This window comes from Paenibacillus camerounensis (assembly GCF_000723885.1).
GTDB lineage: Bacteria > Bacillota > Bacilli > Paenibacillales > Paenibacillaceae > Paenibacillus_AQ > Paenibacillus_AQ camerounensis.
In genome coordinates this window covers 15,043-32,114 of sequence record NZ_CCDG010000008.1, presented here as the reverse complement: position 1 = coordinate 32,114, position 17,072 = coordinate 15,043, and the positions used below count along the sequence as shown (strand labels likewise).

Below are 17,072 nucleotides of genomic sequence, written 5' to 3'. Positions count from 1 at the left end.
TTTTTCTTTTGGATTACTATGCTATCAAAGTTGATCAGTTTGGAGAAGGAATCGGCATTATTTCTCTCCTTTATATTAGTCCTATAGAATTTGTCTTAGGATTAATGGGTCTTATGAATAAAAAAAATAGCTATGCCGCTCTCTTGGGGATAGGAATCTGCTTAGCAGACTTTTTACTTCCTTTACTCATGATGTGGATTATTCATGTTCCATAACATTTTTACAATATGAATCTGGAGAACGCCTGCTTCAGCAACAGCAACCTCAGCGGCAGCATATTTACCGATGCTATTGCAATACAGAAGGAATGACGATTGACGGAATACCGCTGCAAGAGCTGCTGGCCGCCTATGCCCAAAGAAATACTTAAGCTACCGGAATCATCAAAGAAGCCGCTGAACACTGAACGTGTCCGGCGGCTGTTACGTGTCTGTGTCTCAAACTCTATCCGGACACAGATCCAGCGCCACCTGCCGTGCCCAGGCCAGCAGCCATTCGTCTTCGCCGTAGTTTCCGACACATTGAAAGCCTAGCGGAAGTCCGCCTATATCGGCTGCAGGGATGCTGATAGCCGGGCACCCGGCAAAGCTCCAGACTGCCGTCATGCCAACCCAACCGGTATTGTTCTCCTCCAGCTTAGGCGCGGTTCCGCCCTGTGCCGGTGATACCCACAGATCTATCCCCTCCTGCTCCATGAGAATCTTCAGACTGTCTCTTAATACCAGCTGCAGCTGCCGGTTTTCAGCCAGCTCCCCCTCCGGAACAGCCTCACCGCCAATCATCGCGTCCCTTACACTGGCACCGTAAAATTGTTCATACGTACTGAAACGATCCGCATGCTCACGGGCTAATTCGCCCTGAATAAACCGCAGCATCGCATTCCCGTAGATGAACTCATCTTCCCAGGGCATCTGAACCTGCTTCACCTGATAACCAAGCTGCTCCAGGGATTGAATCTGTGCTGCAAAAACTGCCTTTACCTCTTCACTCATCAATTGCGTGTATATGCCCATGGGAATACCAAGCACCGGTTTACCGCTCACCTGACGGGAATTCCAGTGCGGAACAAGCAGTTCAGCCGCCGTCTCCATACCGGACAGATCCTGGGTGAACAATCCGAGCGTATCAAATGACGGCGATAGCCTGAGTACTCCGTCCAGCGGAACTCTGTCATAGCTCAGCTTATATCCGACCACTCCGCAAAACGACGCCGGACCGAGAACAGACCGCAAAGTCTGTGTTCCCAAAGCCAGCGGACACAGGCCGGCGGCAACCGCAGCAGCCGAGCCTGCACTCGACCCGCCGGGGGTATGCGCAGGATTATGCGGATTAAGCGTAGCAATGGGACCATTGTAGGCAAACTCCTCGGTTACCGTCTTCCCGGCAATAACCGCTCCGAGTTCACGCAGCCGTGTAACTATGGAGGCTTCTTCGCCGGCCAGTGCCTCAGCAGGCAGCCGGGACCCCGCTTGCGTCGGCAGATTATTAACATGGATCAAATCCTTGATTCCGACTGTAATTCCCCAGAGGGCTGGTTTACCGGCAGTACCTGGGAGAGAAGCCAGCAGGCGCTCCTGCTCCAGCTTCAGTCGCTGCTCCAGCCGGGCTTCAGGCACAAAAGCATGAATCTGCGGCTCCAGCTCCCTAAATCTTCTCAGATATCTGTCAATTGACGTACTAAGCGAACTCTCTGCTTCTTCGGTGTTATGTATCAGATCGTTAAGAGAATTACGGATAAGCTGCATATCATCATCTCCAGGATCAGTTTGGACATTCTACTGACATACGAATCCCGCCCGTAAAGGTTACATTTTATTCCTGAACCTTATTGAAGTACAGACAGTTCAGCTCTGCTACCTTCATACCTGCTATTGGCTATGCTTCACTCCGGCTCTTATCCGGCGGAATATGCCCAGCGGCTGTTCCTGCCCCCTGGCTAGCCTTTGGATATTCGGCCAGTGTGCAATGACTGCCAGCAGCAAATACAAGGTTACAAACAAAGGTATCCATAACCTTTTTGCAGGATCATACATCCAGGAATACAGTGCCTCTGCCACAAAGAAAATTAATGCAAATATGGACATCCGGTCCACAATGAGCAGCAGCAGGATGCCTCCAGATAATATAATCAGCGTGGGCAAAGGCTGCAGGACGATTAACACTCCGATCCCTGAAGCGAAGCCCTTTCCAACCTTAAATCCCAGCAGAACGGGATAGTTATGTCCGGCAATCACAGCCAGACCGGCTAAATAACCGGCAAATAATCCGGCTTCTGTTCCGCCAACAGTACTCATAACGAATTTGCACACAAACACGCAGACAACCGCTTTTAACAGATCAATCAGAAATGTGGCAACCCCGTATTTCAGGCCAAACACCCGGGTCATGTTAGTCGTTCCGGCATTGTTGCTGCCAAGCTTCCGGATATCACTACGCATCAGCAGCCTGGACAAAATAACAGCTCCGCAGATGTTGCCAACGAGATAACCTGCCACGCAAGCTAAGGTGAAATGCCACAAGTAAGTGATAACGATAATTACATCAGCTCCTCTTTGTACCCTATGTATTTCAATTGAGCCTCAAGCAGTTTTCTTCCTTTTGCCGCAACTTCCGGAACATTATGCCCTGTGCCCCAGTAAATATCTCCGAGGGCCAGCTTAATGCAGCTGATTCTGATCTGAATATGCTTCTCCCGCAGAATTTCAGCACCATAACCTTCAAAAAACGCCTTCATTGATACTTCGTCATTAATAAAATATTTCTCGAATAAAGCCGCGAAGCTGTCAACATCCACGCCCCACAGCATATTCTCAAAATCAATCATCCCGGCATGACTACCTCCCCATGAGTTCAACGTATTATCCGCGCATCCACACACTTCCACAATATACCATTACCAAACAACAAAAAATAGCCGTCTGAACACACCGGTTTGTGTCTGACGGCTAGGTTTGTGCAGCTTAACGTTCTAGTATAAATTTCTGATGCGGATAGTCAAACTCCTCAGTCAGCTCAGCAAATTTTTGATACAGCGGCCGGGGTGCAGTTCCTTTTTCATCCTCTGCGCGGAAGGTAGTCACACTAATCTCTGTATTGGCCGGGAAAGTTATCACGGACAAGTCCGGTCATTACCATCCAGGAGTCGAGCTCCGGTAACGCTGCTAATCTTACTTCGTAGGTGGAGTTAACTTGTGTGTCCCAGACATATAGTTCGATTTTCGCCACTTAAATCTACGATTTATCCATATTTCCAAGCATTAGTTGGAAAATTGCCACCTAAGAATGCCTGAAAGCCCCCTGTAGACCCCAAACAGGAGAATTAACTGACTTATTTCCAGCTAATCCCTTTAACCCACCGAATCAGCTTGAATTAGGTGGAGAATTTCCACTTCATTCGATTAAGCCCGCCCACTTACCCGGAACAGCCAGAACTCGCTGGGTTAGCTCCTTGCCTCAGCATGCGCCAGCTCACCAGCTCTTTACCCTAGCGCTCGCTAGTCCGTAGTCTGCTCTTTACCTCAGCTTGCGCCAGCTCACCAGCTGCTTACCCCAGCACACTCCGCAAATACCGCCCGGTATGCGACACCCCGACCTTCGCAACCTGCTCCGGGGTGCCCTCCGCGACCACATAGCCGCCGCCGTTGCCGCCTTCCGGTCCCATATCAATAATATAGTCGGCTGATTTCATCACATCCAGGTGATGCTCAATAACGATTACTGAATGCCCCCCGTCCACCAGCTTGTTCAGCGCCAGCAGCAGCTTCTGGATGTCGGCCAGGTGCAGGCCGGTTGTTGGTTCATCGAGAATGTACAGATTGTGCGCGCCGCGCTTGATCTTTGCCAGCTCATTTGACAGCTTCACCCGCTGGGCCTCCCCTCCGGAGAGCGTGGTCGAGCTCTGGCCGAGTGTCAGATAGCCCAGACCAAGCTCATTCATAATACCGAGCTTATGCTTAAGGTACTTATGATCTGCAAAAAATTCCGCTGCTTCCTCGACCGTCATTTCCAGCACATCCGAGATGGATTTATCCCGGATTCTGATCTCCAGTCCTTCCTCCGAGAAGCGGTTGCCCTTGCACACCGGACAGATCGTTTCGATGTCAGCCATGAACTGCAGGCTGGTGACGATGATCCCGTCACCTGCACAGTGCTCACAGCGCGTGCCGTTGGCATGGGTCAGGCTGAAGTCAATCGATTGATAGCCGCGCTCCACGGCCTCCGGCTGCGAGGCGAACAGATCACGGATTTTATCATACAGCCCGATATAAGTGGCCGGGTTCGATTTGCTGTTGCGCCCGATCGGCGACTGGTCGATGTTGATGACATGGTTCACCAGATCTGCGCCGAACACATAATCATGCTTGCCGGCGACGATCCGCGCGCCTGTCTTGTCGATTTTGAGCTGCTTGGTCAGGATTTCGTTGATCAGCGAGCTTTTGCCCGAACCGGAGACACCGGTAATGCAGATGAATACATTCAACGGAATATCGAGATCAACATCCTTCAGGTTGTTCTCACGCGCACCTTGAATAGACAGAAAGGTATCTCCCAGATTACGCCGCTGCTCAGGAACAGGAATAACGGTTCTGCCGGACAAATAGCCGCCCGTGACAGACTCTGCCGCATTCTTTATATCCTCTAGCGTCCCGCTCGCAACAACATTGCCGCCGTGAATCCCCGGTCCCGGACCAATCTCAATGATATGATCGGCACAGCCGATTGTCTCCAGATCATGCTCGACTACAATTACTGTATTGCCGAGATCGCGCAGCTTTTTCATAGTATCAATGACTCTGCCGGAATCACGGGGATGCAGCCCGATGCTCGGCTCATCCATTATGTAGAGCATGCCCATCAGCTCACTGCTGATCTGGGTGGACATTTTGATCCGCTGCATCTCACCGCCGGAGATACTGTCGCTGCGTCTGCCGAGATTGATATAATGCAGGCCGATCTCGATCAGCAGGCTGATGCGCGTATGCAGCTCACGGACAATTGTCTCCGCCACATCCCGGACCTCCTGCTCAAAGCGGAGCGTTGTAAGAAAAGCCAGCAGCTCCTGAAGCTGCATCCGGCTGAGCTGATCAATATTTTTACCGCCGACCGTCACCTGCAGCCGCTGCTGCTTGAGCCGGGCACCGCTGCATTCCGGGCAGATTTTTTCTATCATACAATCCTTGATGAAGGTCGGCTCAAAGGCCTCAGTCGTGGAGGATTTGCGGATATAGTGCTTGTACCAGCTCTCCATCTCGTGAACAAAGCCGGCAAACGTCCGGTCCCGGCCGGTCAGCCAGTTTTTCTTCTGGGAGAACGGCGGCTGCAGCATCGGCACAAGCTCCCCCCTGGAACCGAAGAAGAGCAGCTCATGGATTTCTTTTGACAGCTCATGAAAAGGGGTATCCAGACTGAAGTTGTATTTCTGTGACAAGCTGTACATCAGCACTGTGCGGTAGCTGTCCTTGCCGGAGGTGTTGAATACCGTATTCTTGAGTGCGCCTCTGCTGATACTCTTCTCCGGGGCAACCACCAGAAAATGCGGCTCCACCACATAGGACATCCCCACTCCAAGGCAAGTATGACAGGCGCTGGCCGGTGTATTAAAAGAGAAATGAAACGGCTGCATATCACACAGGAAGAAGTGATGGTCCGGGCAGGCAAAGTGCTCATAGAATCCCACCGGTGCGCCGCCCATTACCTCCACCTTAATCATAATATCTTCATCCAGTGCCAGAATGGCCGCTTCTATGGACTTCGTAAGCTGGATATAGGTATCATGGCGCAGCGTAATCCGGTCGATCACAATCTCAATGACGTGGGACTTGCCCTCATCCGTCTCCAGCTCATCCCCCAGCGATACCGGCTCCCCGTCAATCAGCAGATGCTTGAAGCCCTTTTCCCGCAGCTGCTGGAAGGTATAGCTGTAATCCTCACCGTATATTTTGTAGACCGGAGCCCGCAGCTCAATCACCGTCCCCTCCGGCAGACCTGTAATATGCTCGGCAATTTGGGCAGCTGACAGCTGTCGCAGCGGCTTGCTGCATTCCGGACAATGGCCTGTACCCGCTGTGGCAAACAAAAGACGCAGATAGTCATTGGTATCTGTTACCGTCCCCACTGTAGAGCGCGGATTATTGTTGCCTTTCTTCTGCTCAATCGCTATGACCGGAGACAGGCCGCGCACATAATCCACCTTTGCTTTTTTGAGCTGGCTGATCCGGCTTTTGGCAAAGTTAGAGATGGAATCGAGGAAGCGCCGCTGTCCCTCCCCATAGATCACATCGAATGCCAGCGAGGATTTGCCGGAGCCCGAAACACCTGTAATGACCGTCAGCTTATCGCGCGGAATCTCCACCGACACATTCTTGAGGTTGTTCTGCTTCGCCCCGGAGATTTCAATACTCGTTCTTATGGACATTTGCCTGTTCCTCCCCGTTATGGTATGTATAGAAATCCGATTTCTTCCGCCGCCGGCTTGCTTTTGGATGTAATGCGGATGGTCTGGGATACCTTCTCAATGATCCCCTTTTCGGCCATATACTCCAGAACATTGATCAGATAATGCCCTTCCATATGAAAATGCTTCGTCAGCATCGTCATCGTCTTAAGCGACTGATCCCCCATAAAATCAAGCACCGGACGGCTCATGGCATCAAGATGGCGGTCCAGCACCTGCTCCATCCCCCGGATGGCACTCCAGAGCTCTGTTTCGCTTAAAGGCCCGGACAACGGCTGCTGGTAAAAGGGGGACATCTGCTCCGGCGAACGCTCCAGCACACTAAGGACAGCTTCACGGGTCGGCGGCTCACCTGCTGCACACAGCTCCATACCGGCGATCAGATCGGCAGCCTTCAGGAGAAAGAACTGGGTGTACCTTGCATCCTTACGCACTGTCAGCCACTTCTGGCATTTGTGGAAAATATCAATCAGCTCACATGATCTCCACAGCAGCGAACGCGCAATATCCTGGGTGCCCATCCTCCGCATCTCGTCGAAATACTCATACAGGCTGTCATCCGAGCTGTAGACCATCTGTCCCTTGGCAAAATACGACTGCGGCATCGAGCCGCCGAGCAGCCGGTCCATCCCGCGCTTAAAGCTGCTCCGCTCAAACAGCTGAACATTGATGATGATGCCGTCCTCATCCAGACAATATGCATTCTGCTGCAAGGTCTGATCGCGGATGATCAGGGTCATGTCGATGTCGCTTTTCTCCCAGACCGTATCATAAGCCAGACTCCCGCACACTATGACTGCAATCACATTAGCATCCTTCTTCACCCTGTCTACAAAGCTGTCTGATGCAGCCCGGTAACGCTCCTGCAGCTCCCTAAGCCCGCTCTCTTCCATATCCCTTCCTCCTTCTGTAAGTCCTCTACTCCATATGACTGAAATCGCTTGCCCTTTCAATATCCTATGGTAGAATTATACACCTCATCCCTTCCCCAAAACCGGACACTAATTGCGAAGTACAGGAGGAGCGCATGGATCATTACTTGCTGGAAACCATTAACCGCACCACTGATTTTATAGAAGAGCATCTGCTTGATCCGCTGTGCCTTGACGATATTTCAGATCATGTTAACGTCTCCAAGTTCCATCTGCTGCGCATCTGGAAAGGGGCTACATCTACCGGCCTGATGGAATATGTTCGGAGAAGGCGGATTGCCCGGTCGCTGGGGGATCTGCTGAACCAGAGGGACAGCATTACATTCATTTCGGATAAATACGGCTTCAGCTGTGAGCGGACCTATAACCGGAGCTTCAAGGAGGAGTTCGGCACTACACCGGCCAAATGGCGCCGCTCGCCGTCACCGCTGGGTATCCTTGACCGCTTCAATGCTGATTTTATGAGCCGTGCCGGGGAAGGTCTGGTCTTCTTCCGCTCGATCAATGTCGTCCCCTCCTTCTCCATTGCCGGACCGGAATATACACTGATGGATGGGAGAAATGCCGATTCTGTGGATGCAGCCCGGCTGGGCGTTGACTTCTTCACCCTTGACCGCCAGCGGATTCTGAATCCCGTACAGAAGGATGTCTACATCGGGTTTACGGCTGTCCCGAAGCCGTTCCGGGGCCTGACCTTCTACCAGCCTTCCCTGCAGATCAGCCGCAGCAGCATCATTCCGCCGGATATGAATGTCCGGCACACGAAGCCGCATAAATACGGGGTGTTTACTTATATCGGCCTTCACCGGCCTGAGGAAATTTCAGCCGATTCCCTAAGTGAAATCTGGAAATATATCTTCGAGGTCTGGATGCCGACCGTACACTTTGAGCTGGAGGAGAAATTCAGCTACGAATCCGTCAATTATGCCAAGGGCAACAGGCATTACTGCGAGTGTGATCTGTATTTTCCGATTGCGGGATTATGATAAAGGATTCAGATCGAAGCGCATGCAGATGCCCTTCCGCATTACCCGCTACTGACGCAATCAAGCCAGGCTCTGGAGCTCAGAGCCTGGCTTGATTATCCGTTTATTCTTTTACACCACACGCCCAGTTCAACCTCCGTAACGAAACCGATCCGTTCATAGAAGGGCTGTCTGGGACCTGTATAGGCCTTGACCATGCCTTTGGAGCGCAGCCGGTTCAGTGCTTCATAGATTACCGCTTTACCAAGCCCGCATCTTCTGTAATCCGGATGAGTGCCTACCGGTTCAAGCATACCGATCCGGTTCGCTTCATCCACAAAAACATTACAGAACGATACGACCTCTCCCTGTCCGTTAAGCACCGCGAGATCCAGCTCTGGACAGTAACCCGGCGCCTCGCGGATACCTCCGTAGAATTGCAGCATCCGCTCCGCATCCTTCGTCCCCGGATATTGAAACGCCATAATATGGCCCAGAGCCTTGGCGCTATTGGAGACTTCCTCCCCGCTGCACAGTCTGAAGCCTACCGGCAGGAGCACCGGAAACTCCTTATCGAGCACAATAGAGACCGCGCTGTCGCTTTCATCCGGCAGAAGCCCGTATCCCCGGCTCAGCGCTAGCCTTTCCAGGCTGCTCATGAATGTCGGAATGGCCAGCTTACAGTATTCGGCAGGCTCCCGGCCGGTCCTGCCTTCTATGAAGTCGAACATTTCACCGGTGAGGCTGTCCGGCGGATCGTTCGAATCCAGCTGGAAATAGAAGTCGCCGTCTTTACTGGCTACTGCTGCGAGCCTCCCGGCATCATCCTCCCACAGCCCGATGTTCCGTTCCCAATCCTGAAGCGTGCCTGCTCTTAGCTGAAAGAAAAAAATCTCGAATTCCCAGCGGGCAATCAGCCAGCTGTTCGGCTGTTTCAATCGGCCGTAAGCATCGGACAGGAACTGGCGGACCTTCAGCATATCTGTACGTTCATACGCTCTATAATGATAATCCAACTCTAAACCCTCCCTACAAATTCTTGTAATCTAATTGTAGGGGAAATTCAGAATAGAATAAATACCCATCTTTGTTATAAATAAACTTTACTTGGGTCCGCTAATTGCCCAGCATTACTTTAACAATCGAATCCAGCTGCAGCTCCAGGGAGTAAGGGTCCTCCATAACAAATTCATCGCCTTCGCTTCCAAACGAGCCATACAGGTAGACTTGTCCTTTTTGCACTGCAGAGAGCCCCTTCCAGATGCTGCTGTTCAGAATTTCTGCAGCACCCTCATCCCCGGAGCCGTATACAAATACGTGATCGCCTATATACTCCGGAAGCACTTCAAGCGAGATATTCTCAAAGCCTTCCTTCATATTTAACGCTTTGTCTGTCGGCGGAAGCTGCAGCATCTGATAAATGGTTGAGCTGCCGTAATTGCCGCCGTCTGCCGCGAGCACATACAGGGAGTTGTTCGCAACCTGAACTATGGATACCGTCTCGCCCTCCTTGACGATGCCTTCAATCTTCTTGCGGGCAACCGCTACCTTTGCTTCATATTCTGTAATCCAAGCCTCTGCTTCCTGCTCCTTGCCGAAAATTTCACTGATTCTGCGGAATTTATCCAGCGGTCCTGAGGTGGATTCCCCTTCCCAGTATGGCAGGAATACAGTAGTACCGATTTTCTTGTAATCCTCAATGTTCTTCTCAATCGATCCGATAATCAGATCAGGCTCCAGATAAGCCAGCTTCTCCAGGTTCATCGGGAAGCCGCCGAGGTCCTCAATGCCGGCGATCGTATCGGCGGATATGCCGGAATCAGCAATCCAGCTTTCAGTCAGCATATAACTGCGGACACCAACCGGAATAATCCCCAGCTTCAGCAGCTGGCCCATATACTGGTCAGAAGCCACCCGCTGCGGGTTCGCCGGCACCTCCACATCCCCAAACAGCGTGGATACCGTTCTGGTTGTCTGCACAGCTGCTGCCTGTTCTTCAGGCTTTGCAGATGCAGGAGCAGCAGTCTCTGCGGCTACGGCATTGGCAGTGTTGCCTGAACCGGCGGCATTTGTATTAGTATTGGTACCCGCAGCCCCCGAACAGGCTGTCAATAAAAGCGACAGGCATAATACCATAGTCATTGCGGTGAATTTGAATCTTCCTTGCATGAATAGATCCCCTTCCGGTCTATAGTGAAATTGATTCTCAATATCACTATAACCCGGCAGCAAGCCCTGCTGAACGGCAGATTTTAGCATCGGGAAGGGCATATCCTGACTCGTTTTACGTTTTAGCAGCTCATTTTTCAGGCGGATAGGAGAAAGCCCCTTATATTTTTTAAAGCTTCGGCTTAATGAATGAGCATCCGGGTATCCTACATTCTCTGCAATCTCCTGTAAGGTGGCATCCGTCTGCAGCAGCAGTTCCACCGCCCGTTCCACCCTCACCTGCCCCAGATAATGAATCGGGCTTGTATTCATCCTGCTCTTGAACAGCCTGGACAGATGGCCGGCGCTGCAGCCGAGCTCTCCGGAAATCTGCTGCAATGTGACCGCCGAACGGTAGTGGTCCCGGATAAATTCTACTGCCTGCATCACAAGCTCCGGCTTCTGCGCCTGAACATTCTGGCTGTACAGCTGGCGGAGAAGCTCATATACAAACTGGTGGAACAGCGCCCGTACGTGCAGCTTCCCGAGTCCGGAGCCGTCTCCCCACTCCCGCTCCAGCAGCTCAACCTTTTCATATAAAGTGAGGGGATTATGCGGGACAAAGGCGTATTGATTAAGAAAAGGATTATCCTGCTCCATCAGCCTGATAATCTCCCTCAGATTCGCTGAACCCGGTGTAGCCCGGTACAGGAGCAGATAATATTCGAGCCCGCTGTCCGGGAAGATCCGCAGTCTGGCGCCTTTTCCTCCATGCAGCACATGAAATCGCTCTACCCGGTGCCTGCTGTGATCCAGATAGACATCGGCTTCCCCGCGTACAATGTACAGAAACGCGCTTGACGGCAGCCGGTAAGGCTGCAGCTCCCCCGGCGCAAGAATCGTGTGACGGACATCCATTATTTTAATAAACACGTGATTCCATAATAAAATATGATCGTTCAGATTCATTCCGGTACGTCCTGCCTCCAATCTCAACTCCTATAACCTCATTATAATTGATAACTATTCTCACTGAAACAATAAAAAAAACAGCCATTTAATGGCTGGATTCATAACGAATAGACCACCTCGCTGCGCAAGTCATCCCTTGCGCTTCCCCTTGGCCTTCTCTATATTCTCTGCAGCCCTGAATTTCACAATCCGGGTGATCAGGTCATAGGGCATCGGCTGGTCAAGCGGGAACTGGACGGAACCCTTGGCCCCTTTATAGACGGACAGCTCGTCTTTAAAAGCTTCGATTCCCCGCGGAGCCGGATAGAATCCGATGTGCTTTTTGAATGCGGCAAAATGCACAAGGTTGCCATGCAGGTCAAACGTAGGCATCTGATAGCTGATTTTCTCGGTGGCTTCCGGTGCGGCTTCATGAATGACCCTGCGTATATTCTGCAAAAGCTCCCGGACCTCCGGTGCAGCCTGTTCAATATATTCATCCATGCTCTCAAATGTAGCCTTGTTATCGTCCATTTCATCGCCCTCTCTCATACAGCCGGATATATTCGGAAACTGTAATTTTGCGGCTTAGCTGACCGATCAGTTCATAAGGGATAGTGCCTGCCGGCTTGAACCGGATACAGGATTTGCCCATATCCAGCTTGGTCTTCATATGCTTCGGATACTCCTCCCGGAACCACGACAGCAGCTCAGGCTGCATATAGATACCCATGTGATACAGCGCGATATGATTTTTCTGCGAGGCTATACTAATGAACGGCAGCGGCTGCTCCGGCTTCACATGATAACCTGGAGGATACAGCTCATGCGGAACCATGTATTCAATCCCGTAACCCAGGACCTCTGCAAATCCTTCCGGAAGGTTTTCTTTTATTACTGCTCTAAGGCTGGCAATAATCGTCCGGCGCTCTTCAGGCAGCTGGCTGATATAATCTTCCGGACTGCTGGCGTTGTACTCCATATTTGCTTCTCCTCCTCTAATCAGGCTGTTTATATTACCCGAATTATTCAGTAATCTGCAAGGCGCCCGTTATCATGCCACGCACCATACATCACGTTGTCCCGCGTATTTGCTATGAATTTGTCCAATCTGCTCTGGAATAACTCCGGCTGCTTCTTATAGCCCTGTATGTTGTCAATACGGATTCTGCTGTAGAGTGCCGGAAACGCCAGAAAGTTCGCATAAACCTGAGGGTCCTCTTTTAATGCCTGCTCAATTCCTTCATCTATTACAAAAGATTCGGGTCCCATATCCGGCAGCACGCGTCTGCCCTCATCGCTCAGCAGCCCCAGCTTGTCCAGCCGGCGGACCCGTTCTTTATTCAGCTCGGTCCATGAGCTTCTTTTAGATCTTGGTGACAGCCGCTGTACGACCCCGTGCTCCGTGCTTTTCTTGACTCCGTCGATCCAGCCGAAGCACAGTGCCTCTTCAACGGTATCCAGATAGAGCAGCTTGTCCGGGACAGGCGTCATACTTACAATAACCCAGCAGCATTTCTCCGTCCTGCCGTATGCCTGCAGCCAGCTCCGCAGTTCTTCACGGGTTGTTAATAGTAATAGATTGTCCATCTCCATAATGTGCATTCACTCCTAACGGACTCGGCTGACCTTAGCCTGGCTCTCACTCATGTTACCATAAGCTAACCGGACACGGGTGCTCTTATCTGCTGACTTCCGTCAGCCATTCCATACAGACAGGTATGAATGCCGCATAGTCCTCCAGCGATTCAATTGTGCCGGTAACCTGTGCATATATCCCCCGGTGACAGGCTCCGGCGGCTGCATCAACGACCCCAGTTCATACTTGGCGCACAGCGCCGCAAAATCCGTCTTATAGCTTATTGCCTGCATCATGACTTGTTCTCCTTTATCCGATTTATGCAGCAGCTTACCCGTAACACCCCTATATTCGCTAAGTGTCATCCTGATATTAACTTTCTGATGCATCAGTTTTAACATTCATAGAATTTTTCTATGTTAACCTGTAGCTAATAGCGCGGGGGAGTGAACGGAATGAACCTGAATTTAATTAAGCTGCAGATTGTGGAGCTTTTGTATAAACACAAAAAAATAACAACCGTTGCAAGCGTTCTCGGGCTGAAGCAGCCGACGGTAACCTATCATCTCAAAAATCTGGAGCAGCAGCTTGGGGAAAAGCTGTTCGAGCCGAGGATGGACAAAATGATTCTCACAGAGAGCGGGAGAGCCTTCCTTCATTATGCGGTTAAAATCAATGCCCTGGCGGCTGAGGCGGAGCGCGTCGTGAAGGAATTTAGCCTTGCCGGCCGCAGCTCGCTGAGCATTGGTGCCAGCTATGTTCCGGCCACCTACATCCTGCCCGGAATCCTCAGCCGGTTCGGTGAGCTTCATCCAGAGACCACCGTGTCGCTATCAGTAAAGCCTTCGCCTGTGATCAAAGAGATGCTGGTCAACCAGGAGCTTGACCTGGGAATCCTGTCCACCGAATCCTTTTATCTGCCCAGCCTGCACAGCCAGCCGCTCTGCGAAGATGAGCTTGTGCTCGTGTTCGCACCGGGGCACGAATTCGCAGGCCAGCCGGAGCTGACCCCTACCCTGATCTCCGGGGCAAAATTTATCCAGCATAACAGCCAGTCCAGCACCGGCCGGATCACCAGCAAATGGTTCGAGGACTGCGGATTTGAGCCCCGTGCCCACCTGCTGCTGGATTCCCTGGAGGCAATTAAGCAGTCGCTGATTAGCGGCAGATATGTATCCTTCATTTCACGGCTTGCAGTTGCCGATGAGGTGGCCTCCGGTAAGCTGATCATGCGTCCCATTCCAGCGTACCATTGTCAGCGGCGGATTTTCTATTCCTATAACCGGGACCGCCACCTTTCGCCGTTCATCGGTTTATTTATTGAGCTGATGCAGGCGCTCTGCTTGTAAAGTTCTTCATGATTTGGGTTTTGGTTTTGTCTTCCACATAGTATAATATACTTCATCTGGCAGAGAAAGGATGTTGATGATTACATGAAATTTACTGAATATCCCTATGAGCGTCCTGATCTTGACAAGCTTAAGCAGGAATTTGCAGCCCTGCTTAAGGGTCTGGAAGCAGACAGCCTTGAGGAGCAGAAGGCCTCTATTACCGCGATAAATGAGCTGCGCAGCGATTTCGAAACCCTGCTGAATCTGGCCTACGTCCGGGCCTCGATCAATTCCCTGGATGAATTTTACAAATCCGAGCGAAATTATTTTGATGAAGTTGAACCTATTGTCCAGGAGTACATAACCGATTACTACAAAGCACTTGTAAAGTCCAAATACAGGACTGATTTCGTGCAGGAATGGGGGGCCCAGCTCTTTGACCTGGCTGAAATCTCGATCCGTACCTTTAGTACGGAGGTCATTGAGGATCTGCAGCTGGAGAACAAGCTGTCCACCGAATACAGCCAGCTCATCGCTTCAGCCAAAATTATGTTTGAAGGCGAAGAACGCACTTTATCCCAGCTCACACCGTTTGAGATGTCGCCTGACCGGGATATGCGCAAACGCGCTTTCCAGGCCAAATACGATTTTATGGCAGCACACGAAAATGATTTTGACCGTATTTATGACGAGATGGTTGCTGTACGTACAGGCATCGCCCGCAAGCTTGGATACCCCTGCTTCGTTGAGCTTGGCTATGACCGGATGAACCGGACCGCCTATGACGCCGGCATGGTAGCCAACTTCCGCAAGCAGGTGCTTGAGCAGATTGTACCTGTAGCACAGAAGCTGAAGCAGCGCCAGAATGAACGGCTGGGTCTGGACAAGCTGAAATTTTATGACGAATCCCTTGTTTTCAACAACGGAAATGCTGCGCCAAAGGGGGATGCCGGCTGGATTGTGGCTAATGGTGCACAAATGTACCGGGAGCTCTCACCTGAAACAGACGAATTCTTTACGATGATGCAGAACAATGAGCTGATGGACCTGTTGAGCAAAAGCGGCAAGGAAAGCGGCGGATACTGCACCTATTTCAACAAGTACCAAGCGCCATTTATTTTCTCAAACTTTAACGGAACCTCTGGAGATATTGATGTACTTACCCATGAAGTGGGCCACGCCTTCCAGGTGTACTCCAGCCGCAGCCTGAATGTGCCGGAGTACGCTTTCCCAACCTATGAAGCGGCAGAGATCCACTCGATGAGCATGGAGTTTTTTGCCTGGCCGTGGATGAACCTGTTCTTTGAAGAGGATGCCGACAAATACCGGTTCAATCATCTGGCCGAAAGCCTGGAGTTTATTCCTTACGGTGTATCGGTAGATGAATTCCAGCATTTCGTCTACAGCAATCCTGAGGCAACTCCTCAGGAGCGCAGGCAGGCCTGGCGGGAGATTGAGCAGAAATATCTGCCGCACCGCGATTATGACGGCAACAGCTATCTGGAACAAGGCGGCTTCTGGCACAAGCAGGCGCATATTTTCCGCACCCCGTTCTACTATATTGATTACACGTTAGCCCAGCTGTGCGCATTCCAGTTCTGGAAACGTTCTAACGAGGATTTCGCAAAGGCCTGGAGTGATTACCTGAGGCTCTGTAAGGCTGGCGGCAGCAAATCCTTCATTGAGCTGGTAGAGCTTGCCGGACTGATCTCACCGTTTGAAGACGGCTGTGTCAGCTCCGTAATCGGCGAAATTGAGAATTGGCTGAATTCAATTGACGATAAAGCATTGTAAGACAGCTGCATTGTCTGCAGTCCGCAGGCAGATTTAATAGAAAAGTCCCGTTCCCCGGATTAAGCCGGAGCGCGGGACTCTTTATTTTCACTGCAACAAGCTCTATTACTCAGCTATAGCTTTCTGTCGGCGAAGCTCCGGAAATTACCGGTTACTGCCACTGGAATGCTGCCCTTCAGATAAAAATAATCCTTGGCCTTCCAGGTGTGGCTGCCTTTGTCGGACCTGCGCACATAGACATAGTTATACTGTGAAGTGGCAAAGGTGCGGAACCCTTTTCTTTTGCAGCGCCTAAGGAAGTTAACATCCTCACCCACCGAGCGGTCGGGAAACAGCACCTGCTTACACACCTGTTTTCTGAACAGCAGCGTCCCTCCCTGCAAAAAGACCACCGGCTTATGCTGCTCCTTCGGTGACCGTACAATCAGCCGGCGGCTTTTCTCAAGATAGACAAGACAGGCATGCTTTCCGACGATATCGCTGCGTGTGCGGTTCAGCGTCCTGATCTGTTCGTTCAGATAATACGGGGAATAATAATCATCGTCGTCAAACTTGGCAATCAGCGGATAACGCGCCTTGGTTATGGCACTGTTCAGGCATTGGCCGAGCGAAACCGACTCCGGGAGCTTATAGACGGTAATGTTGTGCCCGGAGCCTGCCCTCATCTGATATGCCTGCAGCTTCATACTGTCCTTGTTGAGGATAATAATCAGTTCCTTATATTTCACCTTCTGGTTCTTGTAATTGGCAAGCAGATTATCAAAAAACTCCGGGCGATTCGTGCACACGATTATTGAGACTGCATTGACATGCTTATTTGCCGCTCTTCCCACTGCCCCTCTCCCCCATCCTGTTATCCCTTTAGCATATGAGCCCCGTCCAGCGGCCGTTCGGGCATGAGCGATATAGCGGTAATCC

The 17,072-nt window shown here is 51.2% G+C and carries 14 protein-coding genes and 1 pseudogene; 4 read left to right on the top strand and 11 right to left on the bottom strand.

Annotation, left to right across the window (positions count from 1 at the left end):
• Window positions 1–224 precede the first annotated feature (224 nt).
• Window positions 225–311 (top strand): annotated as a pseudogene (locus tag BN3772_RS31685) (pentapeptide repeat-containing protein); the annotation flags it as partial.
• 126 nt (window positions 312–437) lie between these two features.
• Here BN3772_RS31685 and BN3772_RS03355 read toward each other — a convergent pair.
• The 5 genes from BN3772_RS03355 to BN3772_RS03335 all read right to left on the bottom strand — a co-directional run bounded on the left by BN3772_RS03355 (window position 438) and on the right by BN3772_RS03335 (window position 7,347).
• Window positions 438–1,745, bottom strand: coding sequence for an amidase (locus BN3772_RS03355; protein WP_042196646.1), 1,308 nt, complete (start codon window positions 1,743–1,745; stop codon window positions 438–440).
• 123 nt (window positions 1,746–1,868) lie between these two features.
• Window positions 1,869–2,495, bottom strand: coding sequence for a glycerol-3-phosphate acyltransferase (locus BN3772_RS03350; RefSeq protein WP_280114373.1), 627 nt, complete (start codon window positions 2,493–2,495; stop codon window positions 1,869–1,871).
• A gap of 41 nt (window positions 2,496–2,536) precedes the next feature.
• A complete protein-coding gene (locus tag BN3772_RS03345) occupies window positions 2,537–2,824 on the bottom strand; it encodes a hypothetical protein (protein ID WP_042196642.1) in 288 nt (95 codons plus the stop codon).
• Window positions 2,825–3,544: 720 nt separating this feature from the next.
• Window positions 3,545–6,415 (bottom strand): excinuclease ABC subunit UvrA, encoded by a 2,871-nt coding sequence (uvrA, locus tag BN3772_RS03340; protein WP_042196640.1) that lies wholly within the window; start codon window positions 6,413–6,415, stop codon window positions 3,545–3,547.
• A 17-nt stretch (window positions 6,416–6,432) separates the two neighbouring features.
• A complete protein-coding gene (locus BN3772_RS03335; protein ID WP_042196639.1) occupies window positions 6,433–7,347 on the bottom strand; it encodes a nucleotidyltransferase in 915 nt (304 codons plus the stop codon).
• Window positions 7,348–7,481: 134 nt separating this feature from the next.
• Here BN3772_RS03335 and BN3772_RS03330 point away from each other — a divergent pair, with 134 nt between their 5' ends.
• The gene (locus BN3772_RS03330; RefSeq protein ID WP_042196637.1) at window positions 7,482–8,372 is read left to right on the top strand and encodes an AraC family transcriptional regulator; all 891 of its coding nucleotides are present in this window, start codon (window positions 7,482–7,484) and stop codon (window positions 8,370–8,372) included.
• 95 nt (window positions 8,373–8,467) lie between these two features.
• Here BN3772_RS03330 and BN3772_RS03325 read toward each other — a convergent pair whose 3' ends face one another.
• From BN3772_RS03325 to BN3772_RS03305, 5 genes are all read right to left on the bottom strand, one after another.
• A complete protein-coding gene (locus BN3772_RS03325) occupies window positions 8,468–9,367 on the bottom strand; it encodes a GNAT family N-acetyltransferase (RefSeq protein WP_052380362.1) in 900 nt (299 codons plus the stop codon).
• 100 nt (window positions 9,368–9,467) lie between these two features.
• On the bottom strand, window positions 9,468–11,495 hold the full coding sequence (locus BN3772_RS03320; RefSeq protein WP_244444672.1) for an AraC family transcriptional regulator: 2,028 nt from the start codon (window positions 11,493–11,495) through the stop codon (window positions 9,468–9,470).
• Window positions 11,496–11,600: 105 nt separating this feature from the next.
• Window positions 11,601–11,984, bottom strand: coding sequence for an iron chaperone (locus tag BN3772_RS03315; protein WP_042196635.1), 384 nt, complete (start codon window positions 11,982–11,984; stop codon window positions 11,601–11,603).
• Window position 11,985: 1 nt separating this feature from the next.
• Window positions 11,986–12,432: a DUF1801 domain-containing protein gene (locus BN3772_RS03310; protein WP_042196633.1), complete on the bottom strand. Its 447-nt coding sequence runs from the start codon at window positions 12,430–12,432 to the stop codon at window positions 11,986–11,988.
• A 47-nt stretch (window positions 12,433–12,479) separates the two neighbouring features.
• On the bottom strand, window positions 12,480–13,046 hold the full coding sequence (locus BN3772_RS03305; RefSeq protein WP_042196631.1) for a YdeI/OmpD-associated family protein: 567 nt from the start codon (window positions 13,044–13,046) through the stop codon (window positions 12,480–12,482).
• Window positions 13,047–13,484: 438 nt separating this feature from the next.
• On the opposite strand from BN3772_RS03305, the gene BN3772_RS03295 reads away from it, so the two are divergent.
• Entirely contained in the window at window positions 13,485–14,378 is an 894-nt protein-coding gene (locus BN3772_RS03295) for a LysR family transcriptional regulator (protein WP_042196628.1), read from the top strand.
• A gap of 84 nt (window positions 14,379–14,462) precedes the next feature.
• A complete protein-coding gene (locus BN3772_RS03290) occupies window positions 14,463–16,154 on the top strand; it encodes a M3 family oligoendopeptidase (RefSeq protein WP_042196626.1) in 1,692 nt (563 codons plus the stop codon).
• Between the two features lie 113 nt (window positions 16,155–16,267).
• Here the strand turns inward: BN3772_RS03290 and BN3772_RS03285 are convergent, their stop codons facing one another.
• Window positions 16,268–16,987, bottom strand: coding sequence for a glycosyltransferase family 2 protein (locus BN3772_RS03285; RefSeq protein WP_042196624.1), 720 nt, complete (start codon window positions 16,985–16,987; stop codon window positions 16,268–16,270).
• Window positions 16,988–17,072 lie beyond the last annotated feature (85 nt).

Excerpts from the sequence above, each read along its gene's own strand:
- BN3772_RS03290 (WP_042196626.1), top strand. The coding sequence starts at position 14,463 with ATGAAATTTACTGAATATCCCTATGAGCGTCCTGATCTTGACAAGCTT.
- BN3772_RS03295 (WP_042196628.1), top strand. The coding sequence starts at position 13,485 with ATGAACCTGAATTTAATTAAGCTGCAGATTGTGGAGCTTTTGTATAAA.
- uvrA (WP_042196640.1), bottom strand. The coding sequence starts at position 6,415 with ATGTCCATAAGAACGAGTATTGAAATCTCCGGGGCGAAGCAGAACAAC.
- BN3772_RS03355 (WP_042196646.1), bottom strand. The coding sequence starts at position 1,745 with ATGCAGCTTATCCGTAATTCTCTTAACGATCTGATACATAACACCGAA.
- BN3772_RS03330 (WP_042196637.1), top strand. The coding sequence starts at position 7,482 with ATGGATCATTACTTGCTGGAAACCATTAACCGCACCACTGATTTTATA.
- BN3772_RS03345 (WP_042196642.1), bottom strand. The coding sequence starts at position 2,824 with ATGATTGATTTTGAGAATATGCTGTGGGGCGTGGATGTTGACAGCTTC.
- BN3772_RS03310 (WP_042196633.1), bottom strand. The coding sequence starts at position 12,432 with ATGGAGTACAACGCCAGCAGTCCGGAAGATTATATCAGCCAGCTGCCT.
- BN3772_RS03305 (WP_042196631.1), bottom strand. The coding sequence starts at position 13,046 with ATGGAGATGGACAATCTATTACTATTAACAACCCGTGAAGAACTGCGG.
- BN3772_RS03335 (WP_042196639.1), bottom strand. The coding sequence starts at position 7,347 with ATGGAAGAGAGCGGGCTTAGGGAGCTGCAGGAGCGTTACCGGGCTGCA.
- BN3772_RS03315 (WP_042196635.1), bottom strand. The coding sequence starts at position 11,984 with ATGGACGATAACAAGGCTACATTTGAGAGCATGGATGAATATATTGAA.